At 61.9% G+C, this 12,187-nt stretch carries 12 protein-coding genes; 5 read left to right on the top strand and 7 right to left on the bottom strand.

The window, feature by feature from the left end; genetic code table 11:
- Nucleotides 1-32: 32 nt before the first annotated feature.
- The 4 genes from GKKCFE_RS03670 (at nucleotide 33) to cmoB (ending at nucleotide 2,855) form a co-directional block, all read left to right on the top strand.
- Nucleotides 33-425 carry a protease inhibitor I42 family protein gene (locus tag GKKCFE_RS03670; RefSeq protein ID WP_107321546.1) on the top strand — a complete coding sequence of 131 codons (393 nt, stop codon included), beginning with the start codon at nucleotides 33-35 and terminating at the stop codon, nucleotides 423-425.
- 2 nt (nucleotides 426-427) lie between these two features.
- On the top strand, nucleotides 428-1,063 hold the full coding sequence (locus GKKCFE_RS03665) for a lysoplasmalogenase (protein WP_445577496.1): 636 nt from the start codon (nucleotides 428-430) through the stop codon (nucleotides 1,061-1,063).
- Nucleotides 1,064-1,158: 95 nt separating this feature from the next.
- Nucleotides 1,159-1,902 carry a carboxy-S-adenosyl-L-methionine synthase CmoA gene (cmoA, locus tag GKKCFE_RS03660; protein WP_139051087.1) on the top strand — a complete coding sequence of 248 codons (744 nt, stop codon included), beginning with the start codon at nucleotides 1,159-1,161 and terminating at the stop codon, nucleotides 1,900-1,902.
- Nucleotides 1,899-2,855, top strand: a complete 957-nt coding sequence (gene cmoB, locus GKKCFE_RS03655; RefSeq protein WP_188251286.1) for a tRNA 5-methoxyuridine(34)/uridine 5-oxyacetic acid(34) synthase CmoB — start codon at nucleotides 1,899-1,901, stop codon at nucleotides 2,853-2,855. The genes cmoA and cmoB overlap by 4 nt, the downstream gene beginning before the upstream one ends.
- A 259-nt stretch (nucleotides 2,856-3,114) precedes the next feature.
- On the opposite strand, the gene tadA is transcribed toward cmoB, so the two are convergent.
- The 7 genes from tadA to GKKCFE_RS03620 form a co-directional block, all read right to left on the bottom strand.
- Nucleotides 3,115-3,612 (bottom strand): tRNA adenosine(34) deaminase TadA, encoded by a 498-nt coding sequence (gene tadA, locus GKKCFE_RS03650; RefSeq protein ID WP_339489945.1) that lies wholly within the window; start codon nucleotides 3,610-3,612, stop codon nucleotides 3,115-3,117.
- Entirely contained in the window at nucleotides 3,612-4,988 is a 1,377-nt protein-coding gene (locus GKKCFE_RS03645; protein ID WP_445577495.1) for a multicopper oxidase family protein, read from the bottom strand. Before GKKCFE_RS03645 ends, tadA begins: the two co-directional genes overlap by 1 nt.
- Nucleotides 4,989-5,156: 168 nt before the next feature.
- A complete protein-coding gene (locus tag GKKCFE_RS03640) occupies nucleotides 5,157-5,681 on the bottom strand; it encodes a helix-turn-helix transcriptional regulator (RefSeq protein ID WP_288914163.1) in 525 nt (174 codons plus the stop codon).
- A 137-nt stretch (nucleotides 5,682-5,818) separates the two neighbouring features.
- A complete protein-coding gene (gene guaA, locus GKKCFE_RS03635) occupies nucleotides 5,819-7,396 on the bottom strand; it encodes a glutamine-hydrolyzing GMP synthase (RefSeq protein ID WP_047227488.1) in 1,578 nt (525 codons plus the stop codon).
- A gap of 79 nt (nucleotides 7,397-7,475) precedes the next feature.
- The gene (guaB, locus tag GKKCFE_RS03630) at nucleotides 7,476-8,945 is read right to left on the bottom strand and encodes an IMP dehydrogenase (RefSeq protein WP_047227487.1); all 1,470 of its coding nucleotides are present in this window, start codon (nucleotides 8,943-8,945) and stop codon (nucleotides 7,476-7,478) included.
- A 243-nt stretch (nucleotides 8,946-9,188) separates the two neighbouring features.
- The gene (locus GKKCFE_RS03625) at nucleotides 9,189-9,737 is read right to left on the bottom strand and encodes a sugar ABC transporter ATPase (RefSeq protein WP_445577494.1); all 549 of its coding nucleotides are present in this window, start codon (nucleotides 9,735-9,737) and stop codon (nucleotides 9,189-9,191) included.
- Nucleotides 9,738-9,807: 70 nt separating this feature from the next.
- On the bottom strand, nucleotides 9,808-10,575 hold the full coding sequence (locus GKKCFE_RS03620) for a sulfite exporter TauE/SafE family protein (RefSeq protein ID WP_139051092.1): 768 nt from the start codon (nucleotides 10,573-10,575) through the stop codon (nucleotides 9,808-9,810).
- A gap of 230 nt (nucleotides 10,576-10,805) precedes the next feature.
- On the opposite strand from GKKCFE_RS03620, the gene xseA reads away from it, so the two are divergent.
- On the top strand, nucleotides 10,806-12,185 hold the full coding sequence (xseA, locus tag GKKCFE_RS03615) for an exodeoxyribonuclease VII large subunit (RefSeq protein ID WP_139051124.1): 1,380 nt from the start codon (nucleotides 10,806-10,808) through the stop codon (nucleotides 12,183-12,185).
- Nucleotides 12,186-12,187: the final 2 nt, after the last annotated feature.

Genomic DNA, 12,187 nt, shown 5'->3' with positions numbered 1-12,187 from the left:
GCTCGCCGTTCGTCGTGAATGCCGGAGCCCTTATGTCCCTCACCCGCCTGCTCGTCCCTTTCAGCCTCGCCCTGCTGAGTGCCTGCGCCACGCAACCGAAACACAACGTGACCGTGGAAAAACTGAGCCAGTGCCCGGTGCAGCTCACTAACGGCCAGAACCTGATCCTGAATTTGCCCAGCAACCCCAGCACCGGTTATCGCTGGGCGGTCCAGGATTCGGCTGGCGGCGTGCTGAAGGCCTTGGGGCCTGAGGTTTACCGCAACCCGGAAGACGCCGGCATCGTCGGCGCGGCCGGGGTATCAACCTGGCGTTTCCAGGCATTTGCTGCCGGAACCGGTCGCTTGCGCCTGACTTATCAACAGCCCTGGGCACCTGAAGTACCGCCGGTGGAAACCTTCGACTGCGCCATTTCGGTGAATTGACCATGGGTTGGCTGATCCTTGCATTGATGGGCGCGGCCACCTATGTGTACGGGCTCACTGTGCATGCCACCCTGCTGTGCCTGCTGGTCAAGCCGATGCCGGTGCTGGCCCTGCTCGGCTGGCTGCACGATGCGCCACCCAGCGAATATCGACGCTGGATCAGCCTGGGCCTGATTTTCTCGCTGGTGGGCGATGTGCTGCTGGCGTGGCCCGGGGATCTGTTCGTGTTCGGCCTTGGCGCGTTTCTGCTGGCGCACCTGGCCTATCTGAAAGCCTACCTCAGCGACTGTCGCCGTCCGGCGTTGCTATCGCTGGCCCTGGCATTGGGGCTTGGCGCAACGCTGCTGGGGATTCTGATATCGAGCGGTCTGGGGCCTTTGCTCGTCCCGGTGATTGTCTACGGCCTGGCCATCAGCGCCATGCTCTGGCGTGCGCTGGCGCGATTGGGCACTGCAGTCCCCGAGCGCTCGGCCTGGCTGGCCGCTGCCGGGGCTCTGGCGTTTGTGTTTTCCGACAGCGTCATTGGCATAAACCGGTTCGTGGCGCCCTTTCATGCCGCGCCTTACCTGATCATCATCAGTTATTGGCTGGGCCAGTGGGGCATTGCGGCGTCGGCCTTCACCCAAAAAAACCACTGAACCAGAGAGCAAGCCCGGCGCTCACAAAGGCTCGCTCCCAGAGGTTTTTTGGTTAAAATGCCGGCCTTTTCACCACCCATGCCGCTGGAACTGCCGTGAGCAAAGAACCCGATCGTCTATTCGCCCAGCCCCTGGCCCAGGTGCCTGACTTCGCCTTTAACGAGGACGTGGTGCGGGTGTTTCCGGACATGATCAAGCGTTCGGTGCCGGGTTACCCGACCATCGTCGAGAACCTGGGCGTGCTCGCCGCGCAATTTGCCCAGCCGGGCAGCGTCCTCTACGACCTGGGCTCGTCCCTGGGCGCGGTGACTCAGGCCCTGCGCCGCCATGTGCGCACCGACGGTTGCCGGGTGATTGCGGTGGATAACTCGGCGGCCATGGTCGAGCGCTGCCGCGAGTACCTTAACGGCCAGGACTCGATGTTCCAGGAGTTGCTGCCGGTTGAAGTGATCGAAGGCGACATCCTCGCCCTGACGTTCCAGCCGGCCTCGGTGGTAGCGCTGAACTTCACCCTGCAATTCATCGCGCCGGATCAGCGTACCGCCTTGTTGAGCCGCATTCGCCAGTCCCTGCTGCCCGGCGGTGCGTTGATCCTCTCGGAGAAGCTGCGCTTTAACGATGAACAAGAGCACGCGCTGCTCAACGACCTGCATGTGGCGTTCAAGCGCGCCAACGGCTACAGCGAGCTGGAAATCGCCCAGAAGCGCAGCGCCATCGAAAACGTCATGAAGCCCGACAGCCTCGAAGAACACCGCGAACGCCTGCTGGCGGCCGGGTTCTCGAAAGTCGTGCCGTGGTTCCAGTGTCTTAATTTTGCCTCGTTGATTGCCCTGCCATGATTGATCTGTCTCCCCTGGCCCGCCATCTGGCCGGCACCCCTCTGGCCGATTGGGCCGCGACGCTGCAAACGCAACTGGACAGCAAAATGGAAAAGGGTCATGGCGACCTGGAGCGTTGGCAGAGCGCCCTCGATGCCTTGCCGGTGCTGCAACCGACCCGGATCGACCTGCTGAACGGCCTGACCCTCGACACCGATTGCTCCGACGAAACCCGAGCACAAATGCGTACGGCGCTGATGGGCCTGTCGCCATGGCGCAAAGGGCCTTTCGACCTGTTTGGCGTGCACGTTGACACCGAATGGCGTTCGGACTGGAAGTGGTCGCGGGTCGCCCCGCACCTGGACCTGGTGGGCAAGCGCATTCTCGATGTGGGCTGCGGCAATGGTTATTACATGTGGCGGATGCTCGGCGCTGGCGCCGACACGGTGATCGGCGTCGATCCCAACTGGCTGTTCTTCTGCCAGTTCCAGGCCGTGCAGCGTTACCTCGCGCAGCCCAACGCCTGGCACCTGCCATTTCCATTCGAGGCGCTGCCGCCGGAGCTGGAAGGCTTCGACACAGTGTTTTCCATGGGTGTGTTCTACCACCGTCGCTCGCCAATCGAGCATTTGCTGGCGCTCAAGGATTGCCTGGTCAAGGGCGGCGAACTGGTCCTGGAAACCCTGGTGATCGAGGGCGATGAACATCAGGTTCTGGTGCCCGAGGACCGTTACGCACAGATGCGCAACGTCTGGTTCCTGCCTTCAGTCCCAGCCCTGGAACGCTGGCTGCGCCGCGCCGGGTTCAGCGATGTGCGCTGTGTGGACGTGAGCTTGACCACCGTGGAAGAACAGCGCAGCACCGAGTGGATGAAGTATCAGTCGCTTAGCGACTTTCTCGATCCCGCCGACCACAGCAAAACCATCGAAGGACTGCCGGCGCCAATGCGGGCGGTGATTGTGGCGCGGAAATAAATCGCCCAGGTACCACAAACCCCTCTGTGGGAGCGGGCTTGCTCGCGAAGGCGGCAGCACATTCAACATGAATGCAAGCTGACCCACCGCTATCGCGAGCAAGCTCAGCTCCCACAGGGATTGTGGTGAACGCAGGATCTGTGGACACCCGGGACCCCATGTGGGAGCTGAGCTTGCTCGCGATGGCGGCGGACCATTCAACATCTATGTGACTGACACGCCGCTTTCGCGAGCAAGCCCGCTCCCACAGGGTACAGCGTCAGTCTTGGGATTTGGCTCTGCGGGCCTTGAAGAACTCGCTCAACACCGCACTGCACTCTTCAGCCAACACCCCGCCCTCGAACATCACTCGATGATTGAGAAACCCCTGGCTGAAAAACTGCCCCTGGCTCTGCACAATGCCGGCCTTGGGCTCCAGGGCGCCGTAGACGACCCGGGCGATGCGCGAGTGAACGATGAGGCCGGCGCACATGCTGCACGGCTCCAGCGTCACATAGAGGGTGCTGCCGGGCAGGCGATAGTTGCTCACGGCCTGGGCGGCGGCGCGGATGGCGACCATTTCCGCATGGGCGCTGGGGTCGTGGCCGCTGATCGGGCAGTTGAAGCCGCGGCCGATGATCTCACCGTCCTGCACCAGCACCGCGCCCACCGGCACTTCACCCAAAGCCGCGCCTTGTGCGGCGAGGCTCAGGGCTTCGCGCATGAAATCCTGGTCACGGCTGCGGTCGATGATTTTGGCGGGGCGAATCTGGCGCATCACGCCACCTCGATGGCGGCCATCAGGCCGGTTTCCATGTGGTCGATCACATGGCAATGGAACATCCACACCCCCGGGTTATCCGCCACCAGCGCGACCTGCGCTCGCTCGTTCTTGCCCAGCAGGTAAGTGTCGGTGAAATATGGGATGACCTTGTGCCGGTTGGACGCAATCACTTTGAAGCTCATGCCGTGCAAATGGATCGGATGCTGGTACTGAGTCATGTTCTTCAATTCAAAAATGTAACTCTGGCCTTTTTTCAGCGTGGCGATTGGCCGGTCGGCGCAGGTCTTGTCGGTGATGTCCCAGGCCTTGCCGTTGATCTGCCACAAACTCGGTGGTTTGCCGTTGTCGACATTGACCGACACCGAACCGACCCACTCGAAATTGAAGTTGAGTTTCTCGGCATTGGCCAGGTCTGGCTCGGCCACCGGGTTAGGTGGCAACGCAGGCGGCCACTGGGCCGGCGCCTCGTTGTTGGGCACGGAGCGCAAAGTGCCCAGCCGCACCGGACCATTGCGCAATGACAACTCCTCCCCGGCCGCCGGCGCCTTGATCGCCAGACAAATGCGCATGCCCGGACCCAGCCAGTATTCCTTGCCCAGCGGGCGCGGCTCGATAGGGTTGCCGTCCAACGCATAGATCTGCGCTTCAACGCCGGGGATGTTGATGCGGTAAGTCAGAGTGTTGTCGAGATTGAGCAAACGCACCCGGGTGATCTGTCCGGCCGGCAGATCAATCACCGGCAGCGGCACGCCGTTGATGGTCGACAAACGCCCGGCCGTCCCTCCACGCGCCGCTTCACGGGGAATGCTGAAGGCGACGAACTCGCCTTGCTCATCCACATGCCAGTTCTTGAGGCTGAGGGTTTGTTCGTATTTGAAGCCGGTGGGCTCACGCTCCTCGACAATCAAAGGCCCAACGAGCCCGCGACCGAGCTCTTCGCTGCTGTTGACGTGGGGGTGATACCAATAGCTGCCGGCGTCCGGCACGCGGAATTTGTAATCGAAGTATTCACCCGGCAGCACCGGCAATTGCGAGACATACGGCACACCGTCCATCTCCAGCGGCAGACGGATACCGTGCCAGTGAATGGTGGTCGCAACCGGCAGGTGATTAATGAAGCGCACCCGCAACCATTCGCCCTGACGCACCCGCAATTCAGTACCCGGTGCCGACGGACCAAAGGCCCAAGCCTGGGTCTTGTGCCCGGCCACCAGCTCCACGTCCAGGGGCGCGGCGATCAACTCATAGTCGTGACCGGCCTCGGCATCGGCCATCTTGCCCAACCAATACCGTGACGCGCCCCCCGCCCCTACGCCAACGACAACAAGACCGGCCAGGCCACCGAGTATTTGGCGACGGGTAAAGGACATGGAGCTACCACCTCTTGAATCTGCGACGGACCCTGGGGCCCGCAAAAGGCGAATACGATACACCTGCAATTGAGAAATATTAAGTGAAGGATTGTCGCGCCACCCGGTCGAGCCATGATCGTCAGATGCGACAAGGGCGCCTAATGGCGCCCCAAGCGGTTCAGACCGTCACCCAACCAAAGCTTCCAACTCTCTGGCAGCCAAGCCAGGTAACCGCCGCCCCTCTTTCGCAACGTTGACCTGCAAAGCCACCTGCGCCAGATCCAGCACGTGCTTGGGAAGTGAATAGCTGCCCTTGGCCTGCAGCCAGGTCAGGATGTCTGCCAAGTGCCAGATAGACGAACTCCCTTCGTGCACAGGCGTCGGGAAGCTGCCAGGATGAGCCAACATCAGCTTGCGCATGTTCTGTCGAGATACGCCTACGATTTCGGCTACGTCGGTCAGCCCGACCCAGTCAGGAGCAACCTCGATCAGTTTGGCCGACGGCACCGCGCGGCGGACATCGCCCAGGGCGCTAAGCACGGCCTTGATCGCATCCGCAGCCTCGCGAGTGAACTCAAGCGCCAGCCGCCCCGGTTGCCCAATGCCTACCAGAGCGTCGTCACAGCCAGCCTCACCCAGCCGCTCGACCAGTTCATCCGCGGGACAGTCATCACCAGCGAGCTGATATTTCAAGGTAAAGGTGTATTCCATTTCCTAGTCCTCAGCACCACGCCACCCCTGCGCTTCGGCAAGAAAGCGTAAAGCCAGCGAAAATGAAAAAAGCCCTGGGAAAGTTATCCACAGGGCTTTTCTTCCATACAGCTCAGGTCATCAAGGCCTGGTCAGGATCACTCCCACTCAATCGTCGCCGGCGGCTTGCTCGACACGTCATACGTCACGCGAGAAATACCTTCGATTTCATTGATGATGCGACCGGAAACGGTTTCCAGCAGCTCGTACGGCAGGTGCGCCCAGCGAGCGGTCATGAAGTCGATGGTTTCCACGGCGCGCAGGGCCACGACCCAGGCGTAGCGACGGCCATCGCCGACCACGCCCACCGATTTCACCGGTTGGAACACCACGAACGCCTGGCTGACCTTGTGGTACCAGTCGGCCTTGCGCAGTTCTTCGATGAAGATGTGGTCGGCGCGACGCAGCAGGTCGGCGTATTCCTTCTTCACTTCACCAAGGATCCGCACGCCCAGGCCCGGGCCTGGGAACGGGTGGCGGTAGACCATATCGTACGGCAGGCCCAGTTCCAGGCCGAGGCGACGTACCTCATCCTTGAACAGCTCGCGCAGCGGCTCGACCAGCTTGAGGTTCATTTCTTCCGGCAGGCCACCGACGTTGTGGTGGGACTTGATCACGTGGGCCTTGCCGCTCTTGGCGCCGGCCGACTCGATCACGTCGGGGTAGATGGTGCCTTGGGCCAGGTACTTGATGTTGTCCAGCTTGCAGGATTCGGCATCGAATACGTCGATGAAGGTGCGGCCGATGATCTTGCGCTTCTTCTCCGGGTCGGACTCGCCGGCCAGGTTGTTCAGGAACTGCTCTTCGGCGTTGGCGCGGATCACCTTGACGCCCATGTTCTCGGCGAACATAGCCATCACTTGCTCGCCTTCGTGCAGGCGCAGCAGGCCGTTGTCGACGAAGACGCAGGTCAGTTGATCGCCGATAGCCTTGTGCAGCAACGCGGCAACCACCGAGGAGTCCACGCCGCCGGACAAGCCGAGCAGTACGTTGTCGGTGCCAACTTGGGCGCGAACCTGGGCAATGGCGTCTTCAGCGATTTTCGATGGCGTCCACAGGGCTTCGCACTCGCAGATATCGAGGATGAAGCGCGACAGGATGCGACCGCCTTGCTTGGTATGGGTCACTTCCGGGTGGAACTGCACGCCGTAGTAACGGCGATCATCGTTGAACATGCCGGCAATCGGGCAGCTCGGGGTGCTGGCCAGGATGTGGAAGTCTTCCGGCATCTTGGTGACCTTGTCACCGTGGCTCATCCACACGTCGAGACCGAACAGGCCGTCGGCATCGATATGGTCTTCGATGCCGTCCAACAGGCGGCTCTTGCCGACCACGTCGACGCGGGCGTAACCGAACTCACGCAGGTCGGAGCCTTCTACCTTGCCGCCCAGCTGTTCAGCCATGGTCTGCATGCCGTAGCAGATACCGAAGACCGGCACGCCCAGGTCGAACACCGCTTGCGGGCAACGCGGGCTATCGGCTTCGTGCACAGACTCGGGGCCGCCGGCGAGGATGACGCCTTTAGGCGCGAATTCGCGAATCGCTTCGTCATCCATGTCGAACGGATGCAATTCGCAGTACACGCCGATTTCACGCACGCGGCGGGCGATCAGCTGGGTGTACTGGGAACCGAAGTCGAGGATCAGGATGCGGTGAGCGTGAATGTCGAGGGCCATGACTCATTCTCATGTAGTGAATCAGAAACAACTCGGGGCTGAATGAACAGCCCCGGTGATTAACGTTTTGCTGAAGGCCTTAACCTACGCGGTAGTTCGGCGCTTCCTTGGTGATCTGTACGTCGTGGACATGGGACTCGGCCATGCCGGCGCCGGTGATGCGGACGAACTCCGGCTTGGTGCGCATCTCTTCAATGTTGGCGCTGCCGGTGTAGCCCATGGAAGAACGCAGGCCGCCCATCAGTTGATGGATGATGGCGCTCAGGGTGCCTTTGTATGGCACGCGACCTTCGATGCCTTCGGGCACCAGCTTCTCGGCACCCGCGGAGGAGTCCTGGAAGTAACGGTCGGAGGAGCCCTGGGCCTGGGACATGGCACCCAGCGAGCCCATGCCGCGGTAAGCCTTGTAGCTACGGCCCTGGAACAGCTCGATCTCGCCCGGCGCTTCTTCAGTACCGGCAAACATCGACCCCATCATCACGCAGGAGGCCCCGGCGACGATGGCCTTGGACAGGTCACCGGAGAAGCGGATGCCGCCGTCGGCGATCAACGGTACGCCAGTGCCTTCAAGGGCTGCGGCGACGTTGGCGATGGCGCTGATCTGCGGCACGCCGACACCGGCAACGATGCGGGTGGTGCAGATCGAGCCTGGGCCGATACCGACCTTGACCGCATCGGCGCCAGCTTCGGCCAGGGCCTTGGCGGCAGCGCCGGTGGCGATGTTGCCGCCGATCACCTGCACTTCAGGGAAGTTCTGCTTGACCCAGCGAACGCGGTCAATCACGCCTTTGGAGTGACCGTGGGCGGTGTCGACCACCACCACGTCGACGCCGGCATTGACCAGGGCCGCGACGCGGTCGCCAGTGTCCTTGCCGGTGCCGACCGCAGCGCCTACGCGCAGACGACCCTGGTCGTCCTTGCTGGCCAGCGGATAAGCCTTGGCTTTTTCGATGTCATTGACGGTCATCATGCCCTTGAGGGCGAACTTGTCGTCGACGATCAGCACGCGCTCGATGCGGTGCTTGTGCAGCAACTCGCGAACTTCGTCCTTGCCGATGCCTTCCTTGACCGTGACCAGACGCTCTTTAGGCGTCATCACTTGACGGACGGTGGCGTCCAGGCGGTTCTCGAAACGCACGTCGCGGGAGGTGACGATGCCGACCAGGTCACCATCGTGCAGCACCGGAACGCCGGAGATGTTGTGCATGCGGGTCAGTTCGAACAGATCGCGAACCGTGGCGTCAGCCTCGATGGTGATCGGGTCCTTGACCACGCCAGCCTCGAACCGCTTGACCTTGCGCACTTCGGCGGCCTGCTGTTCGATGGTCATGTTCTTGTGGATGATACCGATACCGCCTTCCTGGGCCATGGCAATGGCCAGACGGGCTTCGGTCACGGTGTCCATGGCGGCGGAAACCAACGGGATATTCAGTTCGATGCCACGGGTAAGACGGGTTTTGAGACTGACTTCGTTAGGCAGTACCTCGGAATAACCGGGCACTAGGAGAATGTCGTCGAAGGTCAGAGCTTCTTGGCTGATACGCAGCATCGCGGGGGCTCCCGAGCGGGAAAATGGAAGCGCGCCATTATATACATGCACCCCCTCTGGCTCAATGTAAAACTCTGTCTATTATTGCCGGGGTGATCGATGGGCTAAATCAATGCCTGACTGCCAACGCATTTCCCTGTGGGAGCGAGCTTGCTCGCGATGGCGGGGTGTCATTCACTTATATGTAGCTGACCCACCGCTTTCGCGAGCAAGCTCGCTCCCACACCGGTTACCGCGTCGCCTCTATAGCTCCACCTTCACCCAACTCACCGGCTGATCCAGCCAATCGGCGAATTCATCCAGAAACACCTGCTTGAAACCCGCTTCCAGCCAGTTATTGAAAATGAAACCCAAATTCGAGAAGCCGCAGGGCTGCAGGAACAGAAAGCCATTGATGTCGTCTTCATGACCGCATTCGGGGCAGGTGAAGTTGTCGGTGCGCGCCGGCATCCAGTCTTCCAGGCTTTCGAACAACGCTTCGCCAACCTCCCGGCGACACTCGGCACAACCGGCTTCTTCGAGAAAGCCCTTGGCCGGTGTATAGATGCAGCGCTTGGTGATGATCTCCAGGCCGTTGATCGATTCGCCGAACGGCAAGGCTTCGGGGTGCATGACCACGTCGCGAGCACCGGGGGCGATGGCGTGGGCCATGCGATTGCCGGTACGCCCGCAGGTGGTCAGTTGTTCTTCTACGATATTCTTGCGCACCAGCCAGCGCACAACCGCCCGGGCCCGAGGCTCGTGGACCGGCAGGGTAGAAATTTTCGGGACGATGATGCTTTGCGAATTCATGGCGAGGCCTGGCTGTTTCCCTGGCAGGGTCTGATCAAAGGCCGGCAGCTTAATCCCTGGCGGGGCCAGGTCAAGCACTCAGGTAACGCCCGATCAAGGCAATGCCGCTGGCGAGCACCAGCCAGGTCACCAATCGCACGAATGCCTCGCGCGACAACCTCATGGTCAAGCGACGCCCTACCCACAACCCCAGCGCCATGGCCGGCAACAAACACAGCGCCAGTACCAGCAAGGGTAGCTCGGCATACACACCGGCGACGATAAACAAGCTCAAGCGCACCACGGTGCTGCAACTGATCAAGGCACTTTGCGTGGCTCGGGCCGGATCTTTAGGTAGGCGGCTGTTCAGGTAGATTGCATATAAAAAGCCGCCACTGCCGAACAATGCCCCGAACATCCCGCCCACCGTGCCCATCGGAAACGCCCACAGCGATGACAACTGCGTGGGCCGGGTCTTTATCAACAGGCTGTAGATGGCATAGCTGCAGATGAACAGCCCCATCAACAGCAACAACAGGTCGGACTTGAGGTTGAGCAGGAAAATCACCCCCAGGGTGCAGCCCACTGCCATGCACGGCAGCAACCGCAGCAGCTCCGGTCGGGACACGTCCCGACGCGATGGCAACAGGTTGCCAAAGGCTGCGACAAAATCGAGCAAGACCAACAGCGGGACGATCTTCGACAGCGGCATGAACAGCAGCAGGATGGGCGCGGCCACCAGCGCCGTGCCGAAGCCGGCGATGCCGAACACGATGTAAGCCAGGGCGATGGCCAGGCCGATCAGCAGCCACTCCATAGGGGCAAATGCCCACTGGCCTAACCACGACAGAAGATTCATCCGGCACTTCCTTGATGAGGAGAGCGGGGACTTTAGCCAGATGTGTCGGGGCATATCCAACATTTGTGGTGATTGGGCTACCGCTATCGCGAGCAAGCTCGCTCCCACACTGGATCTATGCCGCACTGAAGATCAACTGTGGGAGCGAGCTTGCTCGCGATGCAGACGACTCGGTCTGATTTGTCTGCACACATGGAGATTCATCGGCGAATGCCCTTATCATGCTGCCCATGATTAAAGATCCCTTTGCCCGACTGGGCCTGGACCGCGAGGTCCTGACTGTCAGCCAGCTCAACGGCCGTGCGCGGGTGCTGCTTGAAGACGTGTTCAGCAACATCTGGGTCGAGGGCGAAATTTCCAACCTTGCCCGCCCTGCCTCCGGCCATGTGTATTTCACCCTCAAGGACAGCGGCGCCCAGGTACGTTGCGCACTGTTCCGGCAAAATGCCGCGCGGGTGCGTCAAGCCCTCAAAGATGGACTGGCGGTGAAAGTACGCGGCAAGGTCTCACTGTTCGAGGGGCGCGGCGACTATCAGCTGATTCTCGACACCGTGGAACCGGCCGGCGATGGCGCCCTGCGCCTGGCCTTCGATGCGCTCAAGGAAAAGCTCAGCGCCGAAGGCCTGTTCAGCGCCGAGCGCAAGGTGCCGCTGCCGGCCCATCCGCAACGCATCGGCATCATCAGTTCGCCCACCGGCGCGGTGATCCGCGACATCATCAGCGTCTTCCGCCGCCGTGCGCCGCAGATTTCCCTGACGCTGATCCCCACCGCCGTACAGGGCCGCGAAGCCACGGCGCAAATCGTCCGCGCGCTGAAACTGGCGGATGCCCGGGGGTTCGATGCGCTGATCCTGGCCCGAGGCGGCGGCTCGCTGGAAGACTTGTGGTGCTTCAACGAAGAAGCCGTGGCCAGGGCGGTGGACGCCTGCGTCACGCCGATCGTCAGCGCCGTCGGCCATGAAACCGACGTGTCCATCAGCGATTTCGTCGCTGACGTGCGCGCCCCGACCCCGTCCGCCGCTGCCGAACTGCTGGCCCCCGATGCCGGCGACCTGGTGCGCCGGGTCGAAAGCCTGCACCGGCGGCTGGTGATGCGCATGCGCGACCGCCTGATGCGCGATCAACTGCGCCTTGAAGGCCTGACCCGACGCCTGCGCCACCCCGGTGAGCGCCTGCGCCAGCAAGCCCAGCGCCTCGACGACCTGGACATGCGCATGCGCCGGGCCTTCGAGCGCAGCCTCAATACCCGCCGCGAACGCCTGATCCGCCTGGAAACCCGCCTGGCCGGGCAACATCCGGGGCGGCACCTGGCACTGCTGCGCCAACGCCTGGACAGCCTCGCCGCGCGCTTGCCCCGGGCCATGCGCGAGGGCCTGAAGGCGCGACGCCTGCAACTGCAAAACCAGATGCAGACGCTGCACATCGTCAGCCCCCTGGCGACCCTCGGCCGCGGCTACAGTATTTTGCTGGACGAACGCGGCCAGGCGATCCGCAACGCCGCGCAGACCCAAACCGGCCAGCGCCTGACCGCGCGGCTCGGTGAAGGCGAACTGCTGGTGCGGGTCGAAGACAATCACCTGACGCCGGTCACCCTTTCTCTATTGGATTGATT

This window comes from Pseudomonas sp. E141 (assembly GCF_052659885.1).
This window is presented reverse-complemented; position numbering and strand designations above follow the sequence as displayed.

Excerpts from the sequence above, each read along its gene's own strand:
- tadA (WP_339489945.1), bottom strand. The coding sequence starts at position 3,612 with ATGCGCCAGATTCGCCCCGCCAAAATCATCGACCGCAGCCGTGACCAG.
- GKKCFE_RS03625 (WP_445577494.1), bottom strand. The coding sequence starts at position 9,737 with ATGAATTCGCAAAGCATCATCGTCCCGAAAATTTCTACCCTGCCGGTC.
- guaA (WP_047227488.1), bottom strand. The coding sequence starts at position 7,396 with ATGGCCCTCGACATTCACGCTCACCGCATCCTGATCCTCGACTTCGGT.
- GKKCFE_RS03640 (WP_288914163.1), bottom strand. The coding sequence starts at position 5,681 with ATGGAATACACCTTTACCTTGAAATATCAGCTCGCTGGTGATGACTGT.
- guaB (WP_047227487.1), bottom strand. The coding sequence starts at position 8,945 with ATGCTGCGTATCAGCCAAGAAGCTCTGACCTTCGACGACATTCTCCTA.
- GKKCFE_RS03665 (WP_445577496.1), top strand. The coding sequence starts at position 428 with ATGGGTTGGCTGATCCTTGCATTGATGGGCGCGGCCACCTATGTGTAC.
- GKKCFE_RS03670 (WP_107321546.1), top strand. The coding sequence starts at position 33 with ATGTCCCTCACCCGCCTGCTCGTCCCTTTCAGCCTCGCCCTGCTGAGT.
- GKKCFE_RS03645 (WP_445577495.1), bottom strand. The coding sequence starts at position 4,988 with ATGTCCTTTACCCGTCGCCAAATACTCGGTGGCCTGGCCGGTCTTGTT.
- GKKCFE_RS03620 (WP_139051092.1), bottom strand. The coding sequence starts at position 10,575 with ATGAATCTTCTGTCGTGGTTAGGCCAGTGGGCATTTGCCCCTATGGAG.
- xseA (WP_139051124.1), top strand. The coding sequence starts at position 10,806 with ATGATTAAAGATCCCTTTGCCCGACTGGGCCTGGACCGCGAGGTCCTG.
- cmoB (WP_188251286.1), top strand. The coding sequence starts at position 1,899 with ATGATTGATCTGTCTCCCCTGGCCCGCCATCTGGCCGGCACCCCTCTG.